Annotated in this window: 20 protein-coding genes; 6 read left to right on the forward strand and 14 right to left on the reverse strand. The window is 65.6% G+C overall.

The window, feature by feature from the left end; translation table 11 throughout:
- Window positions 1-279: 279 nt before the first annotated feature.
- Both PI990_RS10775 and ycaC read right to left on the reverse strand, forming a co-directional pair.
- On the reverse strand, window positions 280-783 hold the full coding sequence (locus PI990_RS10775; protein ID WP_271660587.1) for a GNAT family N-acetyltransferase: 504 nt from the start codon (window positions 781-783) through the stop codon (window positions 280-282).
- A gap of 114 nt (window positions 784-897) precedes the next feature.
- Entirely contained in the window at window positions 898-1,527 is a 630-nt protein-coding gene (gene ycaC / locus PI990_RS10780; protein WP_271660588.1) for an isochorismate family cysteine hydrolase YcaC, read from the reverse strand.
- 155 nt (window positions 1,528-1,682) lie between these two features.
- Here ycaC and PI990_RS10785 point away from each other — a divergent pair, with 155 nt between their 5' ends.
- Window positions 1,683-2,588: a LysR substrate-binding domain-containing protein gene (locus tag PI990_RS10785; protein ID WP_271660589.1), complete on the forward strand. Its 906-nt coding sequence runs from the start codon at window positions 1,683-1,685 to the stop codon at window positions 2,586-2,588.
- An 89-nt stretch (window positions 2,589-2,677) separates the two neighbouring features.
- Here the strand turns inward: PI990_RS10785 and PI990_RS10790 are convergent, their stop codons facing one another.
- The 3 genes from PI990_RS10790 to PI990_RS10800 form a co-directional block, all read right to left on the reverse strand.
- Entirely contained in the window at window positions 2,678-3,280 is a 603-nt protein-coding gene (locus tag PI990_RS10790) for a hypothetical protein (RefSeq protein ID WP_271660590.1), read from the reverse strand.
- A 248-nt stretch (window positions 3,281-3,528) separates the two neighbouring features.
- The gene (locus PI990_RS10795) at window positions 3,529-4,038 is read right to left on the reverse strand and encodes a BRO-N domain-containing protein (RefSeq protein WP_271660591.1); all 510 of its coding nucleotides are present in this window, start codon (window positions 4,036-4,038) and stop codon (window positions 3,529-3,531) included.
- 403 nt (window positions 4,039-4,441) lie between these two features.
- Complete coding sequence (locus tag PI990_RS10800; protein WP_271660592.1) at window positions 4,442-4,873, reverse strand: hypothetical protein; 432 nt, start codon at window positions 4,871-4,873, stop codon at window positions 4,442-4,444.
- 230 nt (window positions 4,874-5,103) lie between these two features.
- Between PI990_RS10800 and PI990_RS10805 the strand changes: the two genes are divergently transcribed.
- Window positions 5,104-5,463: a hypothetical protein gene (locus PI990_RS10805; RefSeq protein ID WP_021220276.1), complete on the forward strand. Its 360-nt coding sequence runs from the start codon at window positions 5,104-5,106 to the stop codon at window positions 5,461-5,463.
- 72 nt (window positions 5,464-5,535) lie between these two features.
- Here PI990_RS10805 and PI990_RS10810 read toward each other — a convergent pair whose 3' ends face one another.
- The 4 genes from PI990_RS10810 to PI990_RS10825 form a co-directional block, all read right to left on the reverse strand.
- Window positions 5,536-6,714: a vWA domain-containing protein gene (locus PI990_RS10810; protein ID WP_271660593.1), complete on the reverse strand. Its 1,179-nt coding sequence runs from the start codon at window positions 6,712-6,714 to the stop codon at window positions 5,536-5,538.
- 25 nt (window positions 6,715-6,739) lie between these two features.
- Window positions 6,740-7,135, reverse strand: a complete 396-nt coding sequence (locus PI990_RS10815) for a GFA family protein (protein ID WP_271660594.1) — start codon at window positions 7,133-7,135, stop codon at window positions 6,740-6,742.
- Between the two features lie 58 nt (window positions 7,136-7,193).
- Window positions 7,194-8,039 carry an AAA family ATPase gene (locus PI990_RS10820; RefSeq protein WP_021220273.1) on the reverse strand — a complete coding sequence of 282 codons (846 nt, stop codon included), beginning with the start codon at window positions 8,037-8,039 and terminating at the stop codon, window positions 7,194-7,196.
- Window positions 8,040-8,323: 284 nt separating this feature from the next.
- Complete coding sequence (locus PI990_RS10825) at window positions 8,324-9,403, reverse strand: DUF748 domain-containing protein (RefSeq protein ID WP_271660595.1); 1,080 nt, start codon at window positions 9,401-9,403, stop codon at window positions 8,324-8,326.
- A 130-nt stretch (window positions 9,404-9,533) separates the two neighbouring features.
- Between PI990_RS10825 and cysK the strand changes: the two genes are divergently transcribed.
- Entirely contained in the window at window positions 9,534-10,508 is a 975-nt protein-coding gene (gene cysK, locus PI990_RS10830) for a cysteine synthase A (protein ID WP_271660596.1), read from the forward strand.
- Window positions 10,509-10,760: 252 nt separating this feature from the next.
- On the opposite strand, the gene PI990_RS10835 is transcribed toward cysK, so the two are convergent.
- Window positions 10,761-12,425 (reverse strand): MFS transporter, encoded by a 1,665-nt coding sequence (locus tag PI990_RS10835; RefSeq protein ID WP_271660597.1) that lies wholly within the window; start codon window positions 12,423-12,425, stop codon window positions 10,761-10,763.
- Between the two features lie 247 nt (window positions 12,426-12,672).
- Here PI990_RS10835 and PI990_RS10840 point away from each other — a divergent pair, with 247 nt between their 5' ends.
- Complete coding sequence (locus PI990_RS10840) at window positions 12,673-13,758, forward strand: polyamine ABC transporter substrate-binding protein (protein WP_263402220.1); 1,086 nt, start codon at window positions 12,673-12,675, stop codon at window positions 13,756-13,758.
- A 594-nt stretch (window positions 13,759-14,352) separates the two neighbouring features.
- Here the strand turns inward: PI990_RS10840 and PI990_RS10845 are convergent.
- Window positions 14,353-15,261: a DMT family transporter gene (locus PI990_RS10845; protein ID WP_184488996.1), complete on the reverse strand. Its 909-nt coding sequence runs from the start codon at window positions 15,259-15,261 to the stop codon at window positions 14,353-14,355.
- Between the two features lie 418 nt (window positions 15,262-15,679).
- Window positions 15,680-17,422 (reverse strand): amidohydrolase, encoded by a 1,743-nt coding sequence (locus PI990_RS10850; protein WP_271660598.1) that lies wholly within the window; start codon window positions 17,420-17,422, stop codon window positions 15,680-15,682.
- A gap of 107 nt (window positions 17,423-17,529) precedes the next feature.
- On the opposite strand from PI990_RS10850, the gene PI990_RS10855 reads away from it, so the two are divergent.
- Window positions 17,530-18,444 carry a LysR family transcriptional regulator gene (locus PI990_RS10855; protein WP_271660599.1) on the forward strand — a complete coding sequence of 305 codons (915 nt, stop codon included), beginning with the start codon at window positions 17,530-17,532 and terminating at the stop codon, window positions 18,442-18,444.
- A 216-nt stretch (window positions 18,445-18,660) separates the two neighbouring features.
- On the opposite strand, the gene PI990_RS10860 is transcribed toward PI990_RS10855, so the two are convergent.
- Complete coding sequence (locus PI990_RS10860) at window positions 18,661-19,404, reverse strand: TorF family putative porin (RefSeq protein WP_271660600.1); 744 nt, start codon at window positions 19,402-19,404, stop codon at window positions 18,661-18,663.
- A gap of 102 nt (window positions 19,405-19,506) precedes the next feature.
- Complete coding sequence (locus PI990_RS10865) at window positions 19,507-21,249, reverse strand: amidohydrolase (protein ID WP_271660601.1); 1,743 nt, start codon at window positions 21,247-21,249, stop codon at window positions 19,507-19,509.
- Between the two features lie 106 nt (window positions 21,250-21,355).
- Here PI990_RS10865 and PI990_RS10870 point away from each other — a divergent pair, with 106 nt between their 5' ends.
- Window positions 21,356-22,270 (forward strand): LysR family transcriptional regulator, encoded by a 915-nt coding sequence (locus PI990_RS10870; RefSeq protein ID WP_271660602.1) that lies wholly within the window; start codon window positions 21,356-21,358, stop codon window positions 22,268-22,270.
- Window positions 22,271-22,300 lie beyond the last annotated feature (30 nt).

Consider the following 22,300-nt stretch of genomic DNA (forward strand, 5'->3'; position numbering starts at 1 on the left):
TCCTACGGGGCCGTATTCGTATGGGGCCGCATTCGTAGGATGGGTAGAGCGGAGCGAAACCCATCATTTCGCAACACGACGATTATCCGGGTGTAGCAGGTAGGTCGGGTGCAACCCGACATCGTCGATGCATGAGCCACGCGGGTTTCACCCGCCCTACGGAGCTGATCGATGTGTAGGGTGGATGACGCTCTTTTCATCCACCAGCGATGCCGAGCCGAATCGCGTTGCCAACCCAGGGCACCCCGTAGCCCGGGCTTCAGCCCGGGAAGGCAGGCCTCAATGCAGCGCCCGGGTCACCAGGTAGGTGAGCAACTGCGGGTCGTCGCCCGGGTCGAGGGTGCGCACCGGCTTCGGCAGACCTTCCATCACCGCGTGCCAGAAGGCCTGGGCGGCTTCGTCGTCGCGGTAGAAGCGCACCAGCCAGTCGGTGCTGCCGTCCATCAGCACCTGGGTCGCCAGCAGGCGGCCGATGCCCTGGCGGCGGTAGCGCTTGAGGATGAACAGGTCCGCCAGTTCCAGCGCATCCATGCCCGGCAGCTCGCTGCGCTCGATCAGCAGGAAGCCGGCGATGAAGCCATCCACCAGCACCAGGTTGGCGCTCCATTGCGGTTCCTGCCAGTAGCGCGCCAGGTGCTCCTCGTGGATGTAGAAGCGCCCGTCCGCCTCCACGTCTTCCTCCTCCCAATCCGAGGACTCATAGGAGTAGAACTGGTACAGGTTGCGGATCAGCTCGGCCTGTTCGGGGCCGGTCTGCAGCAGTTCGAGGGTGACGTGGCTCATGGTCGGGGTTCGTGATGGAAGAGGGCGCGGCATTCTACCCAAGGCGCCGTGGCCATGCGCAAACGGGAGCCCCATCGAGGCTCCCGTTTTCGTTTCAGGCTTGCGCCCGCTCCGTTACTTGTTGCCGGTCAGCGCCGCGTAGCTGGTCATCAGGTTGCGGTAGTCCGGGATGTGGTTGGAGCACAGGGCGGCCAGGCCTTCCACATCGTTGCGCCAGTCGCGGTGCAGTTCGCAGGCCACGCCGAACCAGTTCATCAGCTGCGCGCCGGCCTGGCTCATGCGGTTCCACGCCGCGTTGCGGGTCATCTCGTTGAAGGTGCCGGAGGCGTCGGTCACCACGAACACCTCGAAGCCTTCCTCCAGGGCGGAGAGGGTCGGGAAGGCCACGCAGACCTCGGTCACCACGCCGGCGATGATCAGCTGTTTCTTGCCGGTGGCCTTGATCGCCTTGACGAAGTCTTCGTTATCCCAGGCGTTGATCTGGCCAGGGCGGGCGATGTAGGGCGCGTCCGGGAACAGCTCTTTCAGCTCGGGCACCAGCGGGCCGTTGGGGCCGGTTTCGAAGCTGGTGGTGAGGATGGTCGGCAGCTTGAAGAACTTGGCGAGGTCAGCCAGGGCCAGGACGTTGTTCTTGAACTTGTCCGGCTCGATATCGCGAACCAGGGAAAGCAGGCCGGCCTGGTGGTCCACCAGCAGGACGGCGGCGTTGTCTTTGTCGAGACGGTTGTAAGTGAAATTGGTCATGGTGCGTTCCTCGCTTATCGATTCTGGGTGCCGGTTCGGCGTTGGGTTCTGCTTCTCGCTGCAGGCGTTGTCTGCATGTGAGAAAGATTAAATTCGGCACCCTTGATCCGCTAGACTGCGAAAAATACCTCTAGCGTTCTATTTGGAGAACGAGCGTGGAAGACCTCAACACCCTCTACTACTTCACCCAGGTGGTGGAGCACGGCGGCTTCGCCCCGGCCGGCCGCGCGCTGGACATGCCCAAGTCCAAGCTCAGCCGACGCATCGCCCAGCTCGAAGAGCGCCTCGGCGTGCGCCTCATCCATCGCACCAGCCGGCATTGCTCGCTCACCGAGATCGGCCAGGAGTACTACCAGCGTTGCGTGGCCATGCGGGTGGAGGCGGAAGGGGCGGCGGAGGTGATCGAGCGCAACCGCAGCGAGCCGCGCGGCCTGGTGCGCATCGCCTGCCCGACCACGCTGCTCAACTCCTGGGTCGGGCCGATGCTCACCCGCTACATGCTCAAGTACCCGCTGGTAGAGCTCTTCATCGAAAGCACCAACCGCCGGGTGGACCTGCTCCACGAAGGCTTCGACATCGCCCTGCGGGTGCGCTTCCCACCCCTGGAAAACACCGACATGGTGATGAAGGTGCTGGCCGACAGCACCCAGTGCCTGGTGGGCCGGCCGGACTTCCTCACCCGGTTGCCGGCAGGTTTCGCGCCCGAGGAACTGGGCCGCCTGCCGAGCCTGCACTGGGGCGGCGCGCAGCGGGACTACCAATGGGAGCTGTTCGGCCCGGAAGGGGCGCGGCTGACCATCCCGCATCGCCCGCGCATGGTCACCGACGACCTGATGGCGCTGCGCAACGGCGTGCTGGGCGGGGTCGGCATCGCCCACCTGCCACGGGTAGCGGTACGCGAGGACCTGGCCAACGGCACGCTGGTGGAAATGCTGCCGGGCTTCTCGCCCAAGTGCGGCATCGTCCACGCCATCTTCCCGTCGCGGCGCGGGCTGTTGCCCTCGGTGCGCTCGCTGATCGACTTCCTCGGCGAAGAGTTCGCCGGCAGCGACATGGCCTGAGTGGCGCAGGGGGGGCGGTTGGCTGAAGCGGAGCGCCGCCCGGCCCACCCAACGCCCATCTGGGACTGAAGCGGGGAGGGGAGCCGGCGTCAGCCGAACTCCTCCATGCTGGCGCGCACTTCTTCCAGTGCCTCGCCCAGCAGTTGCTCCAGCGGCTGGCCCTTGATGCCGTCGCGCAGCATCTCCTTCAGCGCCTGCTTGGCGCCGGCGAAATCGTCCTGGTGGTAGTAGAGGCTGCCGAAGCGACCCTCACGGTCGAAGAACAGGAAATAGGCGCCTTCGAGGATGTCCGCCACCCTGTACCAGCCGTAGCCGATGAAGCGCTCATTCAGCGCCGCGATCTCCTCCGCGCCGAAGTGGCGGCCCGCGTCGAACTCCGGGCGGTCCCCACCCCAATGGGCGCGTATCACGTCGATGATCCCGGCCGAGCCGCCTTGCTCCTGCAGCCAGTCCGCCAGCTCGGCGGGGGCGGGAATCCAGAAGCAGTGGGACTCGGATTCGTTCTGGTTCTTCAGCCCGCCGAGGGTGCGGTAGAAGCCTTGCAGCTCCGCCGGCAGCGGGCCGGTGAGGGCGGCCAGCTGCTCGATATCCTCCTCCGACGCAGGGCCTTCGGTGTAGAGCTCGTCCTCTTCCCCGTTGATCTCGAGGTAGGTCTGGTTATAGGCATCGATGCCGTCGCGGAGGGTGTCCATGCTGTCGTCCGATCTGTTGGCTAAGCCCCGTGGGGCGGATGGCACGCACCTTAGCCGAACGCCTTGAAGGCATTGTGAAACCAGTGCGCGTTTGTGCGAGCCGGTGGTCAGGAGCAAGCCCCCGGGCTGAAGCCCGGGCTACCCAGCTTCGTAGGATGGGAAGAGCGAAGCGAAACCCATGCTGCAACAGGGGATCGCTCCGCGCTCTCTGGGCGAATGAATTCGCCCCTACAGGTATTCGGCCTGTATCACCAATCGCCTAAAGGCACGTGCCTCCAGCTTGGCTCATCGCTCAGGGCCGGGTCATCCCGGCTGGCGAGGAAGACCGGCAAATCCTGCCGGGCGATCCAGATATCCCCCTGCCATTTCAGAATGCCAATCCGCTGATTGGCCCAGCTCATTGCGGCCCGCCGGGGGGCCGCTTCGGGGTTGCGGTGGCGGTCATATAGCGTTGGCACCACCACCTCGCTAAGCCATTGGCTGATGCATCTGTGTTCTGGGTGATCGAAGCGGTACAGCAGCCGATAGGCGCCGGCCTCGCTGATGGCCAGTACCTCCTCGCTGCCACCGCTGGCGTGGCGCAGTACCACGACACGGCGCTGGTGCGGGTCCACCAGGCGGGTCATGCGGTAGGGACGCAGAGCGCCGATCAGGCGAGCGAAATCGTGGGCGACGAACCAGGGCTGGTTGTCGATCATCACGGTGCGCAGCTGGTGGTTGTGGCGTTGGAAAACGATGGGGGTGGATGCGTCGTGCATGGCGGAGCTCCTACTAGGTCGGAAGAGCTGCCACCCACGTCGCCAAACGAGGGTGGCAGACCACGCGGGGTTGGCGAACCGGCTAGTAGGAACCGGCAGACCCGGAGGTCTCCCCGCGCGATCTGCCATAACGCAGAGCAGTGCATGACTGCATGCGTGCGGGGGCCTGCAAGAACATTCGCCGTTCTCGCAAGCACCTCGGCGCCATCGCGCTTACTAACTCCCGGGCCGCCAAACCCGGCCACGGGATTGACCGTGGAGGGGGGAGGATCGAGAGCGGGGATGAGGTGGGCAATAGGTTCTTCGGAGGCTTAAGCGTAAGACCTCTCTAAATAAACCAAGCCAAAGCCCTCCGTTTCAAGTTGCTTCAGGTCGCTTAAAGTCTCTATAGGAGTGAGCTTAGCTAGCGGCGCCCTTCATTCTGAGTGGGGCTGGAATAATCTCCTATCGTTGACCAGACCATGACTGCAAGTTTGAACATCTTGCCCACAACTTGGTTGGAGCGAATATCCAGTCCGATTTGATAGGCCCTATATAGTTCGTTTGAAACCATTCCACGAATAACTCCAGCGTTCCCACTAACCATCCGCCACTCTGATACGTAGTCGCCTGCCCATTCGCCCTGCGCTACTCCGGAGGGTTTGAACTGATTTCCCATTGAAAAGATCAGGCTTTCCGCATAGCTAAGGTCATCATGAATGTTGATATGGCGAGGTGAGTCATTTATCAATTTTTGCGTCATTTGCTCACATTGACTCTTTAGATAGGACGCATTTCCTCTCATGGATTCGACTCGGAGTGCTGCCTCAATTCCGTCTTGAAATAAGTAACTCATGGTTAATAGCTCCTTGCTATGGATTTTGCGCTATGCGAGTGGTGCAATTTGGCAGCGCAAAACAAAAAATAGTAGTGGCGAGCGCCATTGGGAAGTGGGAGCTGGCTGTGGCTGCGTTGGAGTTTAGGGTGAAGCCGATGTAACCAGCCAAAATGAAGGTGTGTTTCTTGAAGGCAAGACTTTAAATAGCCAAGCCTCAGTGGCGATATGTCTTTCAAGGAGCAAAAGTAGTGACTACGGACGATCTGATAACCATGTACCGCCCCTGCGGCGAGAAGGAGCTTGCCCTGGTTGCCGCCAGCGGGTTCAAGCGCTGGCCGCCCAGGCTGCCGGGGCAGCCGATCTTCTACCCGGTGACCAACGAGGCCTACGCCATCGAGATCAACAAGTGGAACGTCACGGACTTCAAGAAGGGTTACGTGACCCGCTTCAGGGTGCGGCGCGAGTTCGTCGAGAAGTATCGGATCGAGCAGGTCGGCGGCAGCCGCCATACCGAATGGTGGATTCCGGCCGAGGATCTCGAGGCCCTCAACGACAATATCGTCGGCGAGATCGAGGTGATCTACGAGGAAGGGCCGAACCCAAAATAAGCAGCCCCGAAGGGCTGCCGGGAGCTGAGCACCCAGGAAATGAAACGGGCCCTTCCGGGCCCGTTTTTCTTGTCACTTCGACAGGAACTTCATCCCGTCTTCCAGCCCGCTCAATGTCAGCGGGTACATCTGGTCTTCGATCAGCTCGCGCACGATATTGGTCGAGGCGGTGTAGTTCCAGGTGTCCTTGGGGTAGGGGTTGATCCAGATGAGCTTCTTGTACTTCTCCATGAAGCGCTTGATCCACACGTAGCCCGGTTCTTCGTTCCAGTGCTCGACGCTGCCGCCGGCCTGGGTGATTTCGTAGGGGGCCATGGCGGCGTCGCCGACGAACACCACCTTGTAGTCCGCGCCGTACTTGTGCAGCAGGTCGAGGGTGGAGGTGCGTTCGGAGGTGCGGCGCAGGTTGTTCTTCCACACCGATTCGTAGATGCAGTTGTGGAAGTAGAAGTACTCCAGGTGCTTGAACTCGGTCTTGCAGGCGGAGAAGAGCTCCTCGCAGACCTTCACGTGGGCGTCCATGGAGCCGCCGATATCCAGCAGCAGCAGGAGCTTCACGCTGTTGCGGCGCTCGGGGCGCATCTGGATGTTGAGCAGGCCGGCGTCGCGGGCGGTGTGGTCGATGGTGCCGTCCAGGTCGAGTTCATCCTGGGCACCCTGGCGGGCGAACTTGCGCAGGCGGCGCAGGGCGACCTTGATGTTGCGGGTGCCCAGTTCTACCTGGTCGTCGAGGTTCTTGTACTCGCGCTGGTCCCACACCTTGGCGGCCTTGCCCTGGCGTTTGCCGGCGTCGCCGACGCGGATGCCCTCGGGGTTGAAGCCGCCGGAGCCGAAGGGGCTGGTGCCGCCGGTGCCGATCCACTTGTTGCCGCCGGCGTGGCGTTCCTTCTGCTCTTCCAGGCGTTTCTTGAACTCTTCGATGAGCTTGTCCAGGCCGCCGAGGGACTGGATCTGCGCGCGCTCCTCGTCGGTCAGCATGCGCTCGAACTCCTTGCGCAGCCATTCCTCGGGGATCAGCGCCTCGATGTGCTGGTTGAGGTTTTCCAGGCCCTTGAAGTAGGCGCCGAAGGCCCGGTCGAACTTGTCGAAATGGCGCTCGTCCTTGACCAGGATGGTGCGCGACAGGAAGTAGAACTCGTCCATGTCGGCGAACACCACGTTGTGCTTCAGCGCGTTGATCAGGTCCAGCAGCTCGCGGACGGAGACCGGCACCTTGGCCGCGCGCATTTCGTTGAACAGGTTGAGCAGCATGGCTGCGCCCTCTTGCTGGTTGGCCTCAGGAACGGGGTTCCCGGGGCAGGCCGTCGGCTATGGCGTACCAGTCGGCCTTGGATTCGGGGTAGATGTGTTTCTGCGGGATCTCGCCCAGGGGCGAATCCAGCGTTCCCAGGGCGATCGACACCCAGTTGGGGTGGGCCTTGTCGCTGTACCACTGCAGGGTGGCGCCGCACTGCCGGCAGAAGCTGCGGGTGACGCCGGGGCTGGAATGGTAGTGGGTCACGAAGTCTTCGCCCGCGGTCCAGCGGAAGTCGCTCCAGCGCACGTTGCCATAGGTGGCGAACGCGGCACCGTGGCCCTTGCGGCACTGGCTGCAATGGCAATGGGTGGCGGATTCGATGGGGGCGTCGATCTGGTACTTCACCGCGCCGCACAGGCAGCTGCCGTTATGCATCCTGACCTCTGGCTACGGAATGGAAGCGCCCCTCCGGAATAGGAGGGGCGACCGGGGCTCAGCGGCTGGCGCGACGGCTCATGAACGCCAGGCGTTCCAGCAGCTGCACGTCCTGCTCGTTCTTCACCAGGGCACCGGCCAGGGGCGGGATGGCCTTGGTGGGATCACGCTCGCGCAGTACGGCTTCGCCGATGTTGTCGGCCATCAGCAGCTTCAGCCAGTCGACCAGCTCGCTGGTGGAGGGCTTCTTCTTCAGGCCCGGCACCTTGCGCACGTCGAAGAACACGTCCAGCGCTTCGGCTACCAGGTCCTTCTTGATGTTGGGGTAGTGCACATCGACGATCTTCTGCAGGGTCTCGCGATCCGGGAAGGCGATGTAGTGGAAGAAGCAGCGGCGCAGGAAGGCGTCCGGCAGTTCCTTCTCGTTGTTGGAGGTGATGATGATGATCGGGCGCTGCTTGGCCTTGATGGTCTCGTCGGTCTCGTAAACGTAGAACTCCATCTTGTCGAGTTCTTGCAGCAGGTCGTTGGGGAACTCGATGTCGGCCTTGTCGATCTCGTCGATCAGCAGGATCACGCGCTCTTCGGACTCGAACGCCTCCCACAGCTTGCCCTTCTTGATGTAGTTGCGAACGTCCTGGACCTTCTCGGAGTTCAGCTGCGAATCACGCAGGCGGCTCACCGCGTCGTATTCGTACAGACCCTGGTGCGCCTTGGTGGTGGACTTGATGTGCCAGGTGATCAGGCGGGCACCGAAGGACTCGGCCAGTTGCTCGGCGAGCATGGTCTTGCCGGTGCCCGGCTCGCCCTTGACCAGCAGCGGGCGTTGCAGGGTGATGGCGGCGTTGACCGCGAGCTTGAGGTCGTCGGTGGCGACGTAGGACTGGGTGCCTTCGAACTTCATCAGGGAATCCTCGAACGGTAACGCCCGGCTCGGCCGGGGCCTTCGGTATTTACGGAAAGGCCGACTATAACGCGCGGCCCGGCGCACTGTGAACGCAGACGGGGCATTCAGTCACTGAATGGGCGGTCACTCTCCCTCCAGCCTAGCCATTCCCTTTGCGCGGCGTACCCCGACCTGCGATGGGTGAAGGCTCAAGCACGGGCCTGTCAGGGCCGCGACTGTCACCTTCGGCTACAGGGGCCACGCCCTGCGGGGGCGGATTCGTCCGCGATGGGCGCCGGCGGTCAGTCGTTCTTCTCCGGCGGCGGCCGTTCGAAGCGGGTGGTGAAGGCTTCGATGAAGGCGTTGCGCAGGATCGACAGGAAGGCCTGGAAGGCGCTGATGTCCTGGCGATGCACGTTGCCGCTGAGTTCCACGCGGGTGGCGAACTGGTCGCGCTGCTGGTTCTTCAGCAGCGTCTCGCTGCCGCCCACCAGGGCCTCCCACAGGGAGCGGAGGAAGCCCTTGTCGTCGTTCTCCACGTCCTGCTCCCAATCGAACACGTCGACGTTGCGCAGCAGCGGCTTGATGTAGCCGCTGAGCTGGGCGTTGTCGGCACGGGCCTCGATCACCAGGTCGCCGCTGCCGGCCTTGAAGTCGAAGCGGCCGTAGGCGCGGGAGAAGTCGTTGAGCCGGGGCAGATCGACGTCGCGGGCACGCAGGCGCAGTTCGAAGTCCTCGAAGTTCTTGAACGGGTCGAAGCGCGCCTCCACCTCCAGCGGCGCATGGCCGAGCAACTGCGCCCGGCCCTCGAAGCGCGCCACCCGCTCGCCGCTGTCGTCGGCGACGTTGGTCAGGTTGTAGAGGCTGGCGTTTACCTCGCTGGCGTCGATGTCCACCTTGGGCGTGGAGCTGAAGTTGTGGAAGGCGATGCGGCCGTTGACCACGCGCACCTCGTCGAGGGTGATGGGCAGCAGCTTGTTCAACTGGTCACGCCAGTCGGTGCCGGCACCGGTCTGGGAGTCCTGCTTGTTCTTGCCGCCGTCGACGAAGTTCACCTCCGGCGCCTCGAAGATCACCCGCGCCACCACGCCGTGCTCGTACCAGAGCGACTGCCAGCTGACTGCCAGGTCGATGCCGGGGGCATCCAGCAGCGGCACCGGGATATCGCCATCGGCCTTGACGATGGACAGGCCGTTGATGCGGTACGCGCCGCGCCACCAGGCCAGGTCGACATCGGTGATATGGCCGCGGTACTCGCCCATGTCGGCGAGCTTGTCGTTGAGGTAGTCGCGTATCAGCCAGGGCAGCGCGAAATGCGCCACCACCAGCAGCAGGACGAGGGCGAGGAGGGCCCCGAGGGGCAGGCTGTAGCGTCTTTTCATGGGGGCATCCGCCGGGGGCGAGTCTCTTTCATGGACTGCCACCCACCGCAATGAGTTCGGCTGGACTGCACCGGCACACGGGCATAGGCTGTTCGCCTTTCATCTGCCCGCTACCTCTAAGGACAGGACCATGACCCGCATCTACGCAGACAACTCCAAGGCCATCGGCAACACCCCGCTGGTGATGATCAACCGGCTCGGCCCCAAGGGCGTGACCATCCTCGCCAAGGTCGAGGGGCGCAACCCGGCCTATTCGGTGAAGTGCCGCATCGGCGCGAACATGATCTGGGACGCCGAGGAACAAGGCCGCCTGCGCCCGGGCATGACCCTGGTCGAGCCCACCTCCGGCAACACCGGCATCGGTCTGGCCTTCGTCGCCGCCGCTCGTGGCTACAAGCTGATCCTCACCATGCCGTCCTCCATGAGCCTGGAGCGCCGCAAGGTGCTCAAGGCCCTGGGCGCCGAGCTGGTGCTCACCGAGCCGGCCAAGGGCATGACGGGCGCCATCGAGAAGGCCACCGAGATCGCTGCCGGCAACCCCGAGCAGTACCTGCTGCTGCAACAGTTCGAGAACCCGGCCAACCCGGCCATCCACGAGAAGACCACCGGCCCGGAAATCTGGAACGACACCGACGGCGCGGTGGACGTGCTGGTGGCCGGCGTCGGCACCGGCGGCACCATCACCGGTGTGTCGCGCTACATCAAGCAGCAGTGCAACAAGCCGATCCTCTCGGTGGCCGTGGAACCGGTCACTTCGCCGGTGATCAGCCAGACCCTGGCCGGCGAAGAGGTCAAGCCCAGCCCGCACAAGATCCAGGGCATCGGCGCCGGCTTCGTGCCGAAGAACCTCGACCTCTCCATCGTCGACCGCGTCGAACTCACCACCGACGACGAATCCAAGACCATGGCCCTGCGCCTGATGCGCGAGGAAGGCATCCTCTGCGGCATCTCCGGCGGTGCCGCCATGGCCGTCGCCGTGCGCCTGGCCGAGAAGCCGGAGATGCAGGGCAAGACCATCGTCGTCATCCTCCCCGACTCCGGCGAGCGCTACCTCTCCACCATGCTCTTCGACGGCCTGTTCACCGAGCAGGAATTGCAGCAGTAAGGCCTATCGGCATGCCCCCGGCACACGGGGCATGCGTCCTTGTGGGAGCGAATTCACTCGCGAAATCCCGGCGCCGATGCGCCGGGTTTCACCCGACCTACGGCCATCGCACGACCTGAACCGGTAGGGCGGGTGCAACCCGCGTAGGGGCGAATTCATTCGTTTGGGAATGCGGAGCGATCCCCAGCAGCATGGGTTTCGCTCCGCTCTACGCCATCCTACAAGGCGCGTCTCCCTTCCAGCTTCCCGCTTCTAGCTTCCAGCTGCCTTCGCTTCATAACTCCCCGACTCATAACTGACCCCGTGCTTCACCCGTGGCGGCTCCTCGCCGTCGTGGAGCATGGTCACGTTGTCGATGATCGCCTTGTCGGCGATGGTCAGCCGGTCGAGCATGCGCAGGTGCTGCAGCCAGTTGTCCACCAGGAGGATTTCCTGCCAGTTCTCCTGGTCGCTGGTGTCGCGGTACAGCGCCCAGCGGTCGGCACCGTTGCGCAGGCGCAGGCGGCGGAGAATCTGCATGGCACGGACGAAGTCGCGGGTGCGCTCCACCGGGATGCGGTATTCGATGGTCACCAGCACCGAGCCGCGGCCGGGGTTGAAGACGAAGGTTGGCTGGCCGGGCAGGGTGGTCACCGCGTGGGCGATGCTGGTGGCGTCCAGTTCCGGCAGGCGTGACTGATAGAGCAGGAAGGCGCAGGCGATCATCAGGCAGCCGGCGGCGAACAGCGCACCCTTCACCCCCATGGTTTCCGCCAGGTGGCCCCAGAGGAACGAGCCCAGCGCCAGGCCGCCGTAGAGCGCCGTCTGGTAAAGCGCCAGGGCGCGCGCCTTGACCCAGTCCGGCACCAGGATCTGCACCGCCGAGTTGTAGCTGGCCACCGCCGCGATCCAGCAACCGCCGCCGAGGATCAGCGCCGGGAAGATCACCCACAGGCTGTCCAGCGAGCCCAGCGCCAGCAGCACCAGGCCCAGCAGCAGGCCGCCGAAGCTGATCAGGCGGCTGGTGCCGATGCGCCGTCGCGCCAGGTTCACCCCCAGGCTGCCGAGGATGGCCCCCACGCCCAGGGCGCCGAGCATGTAGCCGTACACCGCCGCGTCGCCGTCCGGGTTGCGGTGCGCCAGCAGCGGCAGCAAGGCCCACACGGCGCTGGCCGAGATACCGAAGGAGAAGGAGCGCAGCATCACCAGGCGGGTGACGCTGGAGTACTGGGTGAAGCGCAGGGCGGCGGTCACGCCCTCCATCAACCGTTCCGGCGGCAGGCTGCGCACCGGCAGTACGCGGCGCCAGCGCCAGATGGCCCAGATCAGCCCCAGGTAGCACAAGCAGTTGAACAGGAAGACCCAGGCCGGCCCCACCGCGCTGAGCATCAGCCCGCCTATGGCCGGGCCGGCGGCACGGGCGACGTTGTAGTTGACGCTGTTGAGCAGCACCGCATCGCCCACCATCTTCGCCGGCACCTGCTCGTTCACCGCCGCCTGCCAGGCCGGGATGGTGATGGAGCCCCCGATGGAGATCCACAGGATGGAGACGATCAGCAACAGCGGGTCCAGGTAGCCGAAGAAGGCCATGGCGGTGAGGAAGGTCGCCCCGCTCATCTCGAAGGCCAGGCCCGCCATCATGATCTTGCGCCGGTCGTGGTTGTCGGCCAGCACGCCGGACATGATCGAAAGCAGCACCAGCGGCAGCGCGGCGGCGACCTGGATCATCGCCACCGTCGGCGGGCTGGCGTGGGCTTCGGTCACCACCCAGGCGGCGGCCACCGATTGCGCCCAGGTGCCGAGGTTGGCGAACAGGTTGGCGATCCAGATGATGCGGAACGCGGTGATGGTGAAGGGGCTGAACAGGCCGCTCTTGGGGGCTTCCTCGGATTCGGGTGTGCGCGGCAGGTCGTTCTTCGGCGATACGGACTGGAGCATGGGGTGTTTCCTTGCGAGGCCGGACCGGGCCATGGGCGCCGGTCCCTGGTTACCGCGCAAGTGTAGTCAGCGCCCCGGCGGACAAAGGCCGGATCGGCGGTTTTCGCCAGTTGCATTCTTCCTCGCGGGTCCGCTGGGACTTTTGTGCAATTGTCTCGCCTGGCCACCGGGGTAAAGCTGGCGCAACGGCAGTATCGACTACGCTTGCCGAGCCCCGACTCCAATCCGCAGCCAGGAAACAAAGACAATGAGAAGTTCCTTCGCGCCTCTGCTCCTGACCCTCGCCGTGTCCGGTGCCGCACAGGCCGCCGAAACGGTGAAGATCTACAACTGGACCGACTACATCGCGCCGGACACCGTCGCCACGTTCAGCAAGGAGACCGGGATCCAGGCGACCTACGACGTCTACGACAGCAACGAAACCCTCGACGGCAAGCTGATGACCGGCAAATCCGGCTACGACATCGTCGTCCCGTCCAACCACTACATGGCCAAGCAGATCGAGGCCGGCGCGCTGAAGAAGCTCGACAAGAGCCAGCTGCCCAACTGGAAGAACCTCAACCCGGCGCTGCTCAAGGCCCTGGAGGTCAACGACCCGGGCAACGAGCACGGCTTCCCCTACCTCTGGGGCAGCACCGGCATCGGCTACAACCCGGCCAAGGTCAAGGAAGTGCTCGGCGACAACGCCCCGCTGGATTCCTGGGACCTGATCTTCAAGCCCGAGAACATGGAGAAGCTCGCCAAGTGCGGCGTCGCCATCCTCGACAACGGCCCCGAGCTGCTGCCCATCACCCTCAACTACCTGGGCCTGCCGCACCACACCAAGAAGCCGGAAGACTACAAGACCGCCGAGGCCGCGCTGCTCAAGGTCCGCCCCTACGTGCGCTACTTCCACTCGTCCAAATACGTGGGTGACCTGGCCAACGGCGAAATCTGCGTGGCCGTCGGCTTCTCCGGCGACATCCTCCAGGCCGCCACCCGCGCCAAGGAGGCCGGCAACGGCGTCGAGATCAAGTACTCCACGCCCAAGGAAGGCTCGCCGATGTGGTTCGACATGGTCGCCATGCCGGTGGACGCCCCCGACGAGAAAGCCGGCTACGCCTTCATGAACTACCTGCTGCGCCCCGAGGTGATCGCTGGCGTCAGCAACTACGTGCACTACGCCAACGGCAACAACGCCGCCGAACCGCTGGTGGAAGCCGACATCAAGGCCGACCCGGCGATCTACCCGCCGGCCGACGTCATGGCCAAGCTGTTCGCCCTGGAATCCATGCCGCAGAAGATCGACCGCGTGCGCACCCGCACCTGGAACACCGTCAAGACCGGCAAGTGATCCCTCGCTGAAACGAAAACGCCCCGGCTTGCCGGGGCGTTTTTCTTATGGGCATTGTTCTTGTGGGAGCGGATTCATCCGCGATGGCCCAACACCGCAACGCCGGGTTTCACCCGACCTACAGGGGTGGCCAAGGATTTCTGCCACCTCCACCGCATGGGTTTCGCTTCGCTCTACACCATCCTACGAAAGCCGTCGCCATGTGGGCGCTGGGTCGGTGCGCACATCAATGTGAGGATTCGAGCGAAGAACGTTGGAGCAGCCGCCAAACGCCCCTTCCCAGAAGGCCGAGCGAATCGTCGTGTAAGGGGGTGAGCGACATGGATGTCGCGAGAGCCGCGATGGGCCAGGGATGGCCCTTCGCGGCGTGCCCCTGGAACGATGATGGAGCGAGGGGAGTCTGGCGAAGCCAGACCCGTATGGAGGGGCAAGTTTTTTGGTTCCTTTTCAACGACTGGAAAAGGGACTCGCCCGGGGGGGCGAAACCAGAAGCACCAGCAAAGCTCAACAATCAGCTGGGCTCAAATCCTCTAGCAACACTCAACGCAGACATAGCCAATTCATTCGCCCGGCGACGCCCCAATCCGCACCGATCTAAGACGCCTGCTCCACCTTCACCGCCGCCACCGCCGGGCGCAGCACCAGCCACAGCGCCAGGGCGATCAGCACGCCGCCCTGCAGGTGCGCCCAGGACAGCGACTCGTCCAGCAGCAGCGCCCCCCAGAACACCCCGAACAGCGGGATGAGGAAGGTCACCGTCATGGTCTTCACCGGGCCGACGTTGGCGATCAGGCGGAAGTAGATGACGTAGGCGAACGAGGTGCACAGAAGCCCCAGCCCGGCCAGGGCCAGCCAGATGCCGGGCTCGGCCAGGGGCGCCAGGGGCATGGCGTGGCTGCTGGCGAGGAAGATCGGCAACAGGCACAGGGTGGCGCCGGCCTGGGCGCCGAAGGCCGAGAGGCCGCTGTCCAGGCCGCCGGCATCGTTGATCCAGCGTTGGGTGAAGAAGCCGGCGAAGCCGTAGCAGGTGGTCGCCATCAGGCAGGCCAGGGCACCGCGCAACAGGTCGGCGTCGAAGGCCACCGGCCCGGCACCGGTCAGCACCGCCACGCCGGCCAGGCCCAGCAGCACGCCGGCGGCCTTGGGCAGGGTTAGCTTCTCGCCGAAGAACAGCCCGCCGATCAGCACGCCCATCAGCGGCGTGGTGGCGTTGAAGATGGCCGAATAGCCGGCCGGCAGCACCTCGGCGGCCAGGGCGTACATGGCCGCGGGAATGCCCGAGCTGACCACGCCTATCAGCAGGATCTTGCCCAGCTTGCCGCGGAAGTCCCAGGTCACCCGCAGCAGCGCCAGGATCGCCACCAGGCCGATGGCCGAAATGGCCACGCGGAAGAACGCTGTCGGCAGCGCGCCGATCACCGGCACCAGCACGCGCATGAACAGGAAGCTGGCGCCCCAGATGGCGGCGAGGCTCAGCAGGCGGACGAGATCGGCGGGTTTCATGGAAGGGCTCCGAGGCAGGAGCGGCACAGCTTACGCCGCCCCGGTAGCGGTGCAATCGACAACTTGCGATCAAATCGGCGGCACAGTTTGGCAAGGCGTCTGGGCTGGGCGTTGTGCGGGGCGGGTGGTTCGTTGGGCGGGTAAACATCCATGTTTGTAGAACGTGGCTTTGCTTTTGGTGCCCTGGAAGGGAGCGCAACCAGACCTTGGAGCATGCAGCCGTCGCTCACTCCGGACGTAGGGTGTGCTGCGCGCACCGGGAGCTCGCCGGAAGCACCGAGCGGCGGTGCGCACGGCACACCCTACGGCACGCGTTCATCCTGTCGAGTCCTCAGGTTGTAGGTCGGGTGAAACCCGGCGTTGTGGGGCGGGGCATCGCGGATGACTCCGTTCCCACAAGGGCGCCGGGGCGGGGCCGTTACAGGGCGGCTTCGAAGACTTCCTTGCCACCGAACCAGGTCTTCAGCACCTGGGTGTCGCGCAGGGCCTCGGGCTCCACCTGGAACACGTCGCGGTCCAGCAGGATCAGGTCGGCCTGCTTTCCGGGGGCCAGCGAGCCGATCTGCCGGTCCAGGCCGATGGTGCGCGCCGCGTTGAGGGTGTAGGCCTGGAACATGGTTTCCCGGTCGATTTCCTCGCTCGGGTTGAGCACGCCCTTGGGCCCCTTGCGGCTGACGGCCTGGTAGATCGCCTTCCAGGGTTGCGGCGTGGTCACCGGCCAGTCGCTGGCGCCGGCGATGGTGGCGCCGTTCTTCAGCAGCGAGCGGGCCGGGTATTGGTACTGGAAGGCCATGGCGCTGATGTAGGGCTGCACCAGGTCCAGGGTGGCGTCGTCGGCGCTGGCCCAGTAGAGCTGCATGGAGGCGATCACGTCGAGCGGCTTGAAGCGGGCGAACTCCTTGGGGTTGACCATCTGCAGGTGGGTGATGGAGTGGGGGATGCCGCTGTGCCGGTCCTTGCGCGCCTGCTCGATGCCGTTGAGGGATTCGCGCACCGCGCGGTCACCGATGGCGTGCACGTGCACCAGCCAGCCCCGGGCGTCTGCTGCGCTGACCAGCTCGCCGAAATGCGCCGGGTCGATCAGCAGCTCGCCGTACTTCCTGGAGTTCTTGTAGGGCTCCAGCAGGGCGGCGGTCTGCGCCGGGTATTCGGGCACGCCGTCGGCGAAGATCTTGATGCCCGGCAGGCTCAGGTTGGGGATGCCCTGGAACTGCTGGCGCACGTTCTCCAGGGTGTCCAGGTCGGCGGGGCGGCTCTTCGGATGGGCCACCAGCAGCGCGGCGACGTGAGCGGTCAGTTCGCCTTTCTCGGCCATGGCCTTGTACACCGGCAGGATGCCGAGGGTCTGGGCGGTGGGCTTGAAGTCGAACAGCGGCTCGCCGGGGGCGGCGTTGGCCGCCGGGTCCATCCAGGCGGTGATGCCCAGGCTGAGGTTGTAGCGCAGGGCCGCGCGGCCGGCCTCCAGCAATTGCTCGGGGGTCGCCGTCGGGTATTGCGCCAGCACCGGGTCGAGGCCGGCGTCGGCGAGGAAGCCGTTGGGGCGCTGGTCTTCGTGGTGGCCGACGGTGGCCAGCTGCTCGCCCTTGAGGGCTTTCACGGTATTGGTGTCGATGCCGGCGCGCTTCAGCATGGCCTGGTTGACCCAGCCGGTGTGCTGGTCCCAGCCGATGAAGGCGATGGGCACGTCCTTCCATTCACCCTGGTTGAAGCGCCGCTCGAACTCCGCCACCTGGCTCCAGTAGGCCGAGGGCAGGCCGCCGACGCTGAGGATGTCGCCCTGGCGTGCCTTGCCGTCGTCGCGCCACTGGCGCAGGCGCCGCTCCAGCTCGTCCATGGGCAGGAGCTGGGTGTCGACGGTGGCCGACGCCAGCTCCAGGCCGCCCATGACCGCATGGGAGTGGGAGTCGACGAAGCCGGGCATCAGCACCTTGCCGCCCAGGTCGACCACGCGGGTGTCGGCTTCCTTGAGCCGCAGCATGTCGGCGTCGCTGCCCACCGCGCGGATCTTGCCGTCCTCCACGGCCACGGCCTGCTGCAGGGGCTGGCCGGGCTCGGCGGTGTAGACCTTGGCGTTGTGCAGGATCAGGTCCACCGCCGCCATGCTTTCCAGGGAGGCACAGATCAGGGCGGTGGCGAGGAGGGTGGGGGCGAGGCGCTTCATCGGCTGGGCTCCGGTTTTTGTTGGTATGGCGCTGAGCCTAACCAAGCCGGGGCGGCGGCAGAATGCTATGTTCGCGCACAACTTCTATGCCGGATCGGAACAGGTGGATGGACAAGCTCAGTGCCCTCTCGATGTTTATCGCCACCGCCGAGCACGGCAGCTTCAGCCGCGCGGCCGAGCACCTGGGCAAGACGCCCTCGGCGCTGACCAAGGCGGTGGGCCACCTGGAATCCGAGCTGGGGGTGCGCCTGTTCGAACGCACCACCCGGCGCATGGCGCTGACCGAAGCCGGGCACATCTACCTGGAAGGTGCGCGCCAGGCACTGATGCAACTGCAACTTGCCGGCGAGGAAGTGGACCAGCTGCAGCACGAATTGCGCGGCACCCTGCGCCTCACCGCGCCGCCGTCCTTCGGCCCGGCCTTTCTCAATGAGGTCTGCTGCCGCTACATGGACGCCCATCCCCAGGTGCGCCTGGAGGTGGACCTCAACGACGCCTTCGTCGACCTCATCGACGGCGGCTACGACCTGGCCCTGCGCGACGGCCCCACCGACCTGCCGGGCTTGATTGCCAGGCCCCTGGCCGAAAACAGCGTCTACCTGTGCTGCACCCCGGGCTACCTGGAGCGCAAGGGCATGGGGGTGACCCTGGAGAACTTCCAGCAGCACGACTGGCTGATCTTCCAGCACCCCATGCTCAACCGGCATTTCTGGTGGCTGCGCCTGGGCGAGGAGCGCATCCGCCTGGCCCATCCGGTGGCGCACCTGGCCAGCGACAACTACGACTTCTTGCTCGCCTGCCTGCTGCGCGGCCATGGCCTGCAGCCGCTCCCGCGCTGGAGCGCCAAGCCTTATCTGGCCAGCGGCCAACTGGTGCGGGTGATGCCCGAATACCTGCTGGAGCCCGATGTCTTCGGCCCCTGGGTGCACGTGCTCTACCTCTCCCACCGCCGGCGTACGCGCAAGGTCCGGGCGTTCATCGACATGCTCGAAGGCTATATGCAGGAGCGGGGGATCGGCTGAGGGCGAGTGGTGGACCGGTGTCGATCCATCGCGAATGAATTCGCTCCCCCGAGGTGTGTGGCGTGCGCTCCGGGTGGTGGGGCTGCCTCGTAGGATGGGTAGAGCGCAGCGAAACCCATGCGGTCTCTCGTGGGCACGCTGCGCGCGCCTTGGGCGAATGAATTCGCCCCTACAGGCGGACCGGTGTGCGTTGCCTGGGGGCAACGCACCGGGCCATCAGAACGACTTGCTGACGCTCGCCACCACCGTCGCGCTGCAGGTGTCGGTGAAGCCGTAGTTGCTGGCGCACTGGCTTTCCGAGAGGTTGGTGTCGACGTAGGCGAGGCCCCAGGTGACGCCGAGGAAGTCGCGGGTCAGCTTGGCTTCCCACTCGCGGTACGACTCGCTGCCGGTGCCGCTGCGCGACCAGAACAGCGGGTCCTTGAAGTCCATGCGCCCGTAGCGCAACTCCAGGCCCACCTCCAGGGGCAGCTGGGTCTCGTAGCCGACCCAGGTGTAGAGGGTGTCCTGGTCCTCGCCGATGATGTTGGGCGCGTCGTCCGAGTAATAGGCCGCGGCCTTGAGGCCGTAGGCGCTGAGGATGGCGTACACCTCGCTCTGGTTGAACTGGCTCTCCTTGGGGTAGGCGTACTTGATCACGCCCAGGTCCAGGCTCACATCGTCCGTGGCCTGCCAGTACCAGCCGGCGTAGTAGTCCACTTCCTGGCGGGTCTTGAGGCCGAAGCCGAAATCGACGTTGGAGGTCCAGGCCCCCGCGTACAGACCGCTGGAGTGCAGCAGCGTGGCGCCGGCCTGGGCGGCGGGGTCGCCCTGGGTCTGGGAGATGCCGCGGGTGCGGTAGTCGCTGGCCAGGTTGAGGTCGATCTGCACGGCGAAGTCGTCGGTGATCGGCAGCGCGGCCTGGCTGCACAGCGGGGCCAGCGCGAGGCCGGCGAGGAGGAGGGGGGTGGAACGCTTCATGGTGGATTCCCGATCTTGTGGTTGTTATGGGCAGATGAAGGGCAAGGCTCCGCCCGACCCCCATGCAGCGGGGGCCAGGCATCACCGGTGGTGCGGTTGTTGTTATGGGGCGGGGGCGTAGATCTCGCGGCCGCCGAAGTAGGTCTTGAGCACCTGGGTTTCGGCCAGGGCCTTGGCGTCCACCTTGAACACGTCGCGGTCGAGGACGATGAAGTCGGCCTGCTTGCCGGCGGCCAGCGAGCCGATGCTCTTCTCCTGGCCGATGGTCCGGGCGGCGTTGAGGGTGTAGGCGTAGAACATGGTCTCGCGGTCCAGGCGCTCCTCGGCGTTGAGTACGCCTTTCTCGCCTTCGCGGGTCACCGCCTGGGCCATGGCCGCCCAGGGGTTGGGCGAGGACACCGGCCAGTCGCTGGCGCCGGCGATGGTCGCGCCCTGTTGCAGCAGCGAGTGGGCCGGGTACTGGTAGCGGAAGGCGAAGGCGCTGACGTAGGGCTTGACCATATCCAGCGTGTAGTCGTCACCGGCGGCCCACAGCAGCTGCATGGAGGCGATCACGTTGAGCGGCTTGAAGCGCGCGAACTCCTTGGGGTTGACCAGTTGCAGGTGGGTGATGGAATGCACCACGCCGCTCTGCCGGTCCTTGCGTGCCTGCTCGATGCCGTTGAGCGCCTCGCGCACCGCGCGGTCGCCGATGGCGTGGATGTGCACCAGCCAGCCGCGTGCGTCCGCCGCGCTGACCAGCTCGCCGAAGTGCGCCGGGTCGATCAGCAGCTCGCCCTGCTTGTGGCTGTTGCTGTAGGGGTCGATCAGCGCTGCGCTCTGCGCCGGGTACTCCAGCACGCCGTCGGCGAAGATCTTGATCCCCGGCAGGCTCAGGTTGTCGATGCCCTGGAACTGCTGGCGCACCTTCTCCAGGGTGTCCAGGTCGGCGGGGCGGCTCTTCGGGTGGGCCACCAGCAGCGCGGCGACGTGGGCGGTCAGCTCGCCTTTCTCGGCCAGCGCCTTGTACACCGGCAGCACGCCGACGGACTTCTCCGTGGGCTTGAGGGCGAACAGCGGTTCGCCGGGGGCGCCGTTGGCGGCCGGGTCCATCCAGGCGGTGATGCCCAGGCTGTTGTTGGTGCGCACCGCGTTCTCGCCGGCGCGCAACAGCAGGGCCGGGTCGATGGGTGGCAGCACGGCGGCGACGCGGTCCCAGCCGGCGTCCACCAGGAAGCCGTTGGGCTCGCCATCCTTGCCCAGGCCGATGGTGCCGCGCTCGGCCTCTGGCAGGGCGGCGACCAGCTTGGCATCGATGCCGGCGCGCTTGCGCATGGCGGCGTTGGCCCAGGCGGTGTGGTGGTCGCTGCCGACGAAGACGATGGGCACCTCGGCCCATTCGCCCTGGTCGAAGCGCTGGCCCATGGCGTCGGCCTGGGCCCAGTAGGCGGAGGTCATGCCCGCCACGTTGAGGGTGTCGCCGTGGCGCGCGGTGCCGTCGTCGCGCCAGCCGCGCAGGCGTTTTTCCAGTTCCTCCAGGCTCACCTGCTCATCGCCCATGTTGGCGGTGGACATCTCCAGGCCGCCGAAGATGGCGTGGGAGTGGGTGTCGATCAGGCCCGGCATCAGCGCCTTGCCGGCCAGGTCGATGCGTTGGGTGGAGGCGTCCGCCAGGGCCTTGATCTCGGCATCGCTGCCCACCGCCAGCACCTTGCCGTTCTCCACGGCGATGGCCTGCACCATGGGCCGGGCCTTGTCGGCGGTGAACACCTTGCCGTTGAACAGCACCATATCGGCGCCGGCCATGGCTTCCATCGAGGAAAAAGCCACCGCAGCGGCCAGTAGTCGTGGAACAAAGTTTTTCACGGGCTCCCCCCTTTGTTTTTATCGGTCTGCCAGCGAGACTAGCGGCTCCCCTGGGCTGGCAGAACGCCGGCAGCGTGCAAAACCCTTTTGCCTGAATGGAAAAACCATGGACAAGCTCGGTGCCATCGCCATGTTCGTCGCCACCGCCGAACAGGGCAGCTTCAGCCGTGCCGCCGAGCAACTGGGCAAGACCCCCTCGGCCCTGACCAAGGCCGTCAGCCACCTGGAGGCCGAGCTGGGCGCGCGCCTGTTCGAGCGCAGCACCCGGCGCATCGTCCTCACCGAAGCGGGGCGCCTCTACCTGGACACCGCGCGCCAGCTGCTGCAACGCCTGCACGACGTCGGCGAAGAAATCGGCCAGCTGCAGCACGGCTTGCAGGGCAGCCTGCGGATGACCGCGCCCCTGGCCTTCAGTCGCGCCTTTCTCGATGAGGTGTGCGCCGGTTTCCTCGAGGCCTACCCGCAGATCAGCCTGCGGGTGGACCTTTGCGACGCCTTCGTCGACCTGGTGGAGGCCGGCTACGACCTGGCCCTGCGCGAAGGGCAGAGCGACCTGCCGGGGCTCATCGCCCGGGTGGTCGGGCGCAACCGCCTGGCCCTCTGCGCCAGCCCCGCCTACCTGGCACGCAAGGGCATGCCGACGCTCGATGATCTCGAGCGCCATGACTGGCTGGCCTACCGCCACCCGGCGCTGAGCCGGCAGTACTGGTGGGTGGAGTGCGACGGCCAGCGCACGCGCCTGGCCCAGCCCGCCGCGCCGCGGCTGGAAAGCGACAACTACGACCTGCTGCTGGCCAATGCCCTGGCCGGTGTCGGCGTGCTGCACACCCCGTTGTGGAGCGCTGCGCCCTACATCGCCGACGGCCGCCTGGTGCGCCTGCTGCCCGACCACGAGATCGACCCGGACGCCTTCGGCGACCAGATCCTCGCCGTCTACCCCAGCCATCGCCGGGCCACCGGCAAGGTGCTGGCGTTCATCGATTACCTGGCGACGTTCCTCGCTGCACGGGGCCTGGCCTGAGCCTGTGACCGGCCGGTCGCAAGCGGTCCG

Source organism: Pseudomonas sp. TUM22785, assembly GCF_028198105.1.
Classification (GTDB): Bacteria; Pseudomonadota; Gammaproteobacteria; order Pseudomonadales; family Pseudomonadaceae; genus Metapseudomonas; species Metapseudomonas solani.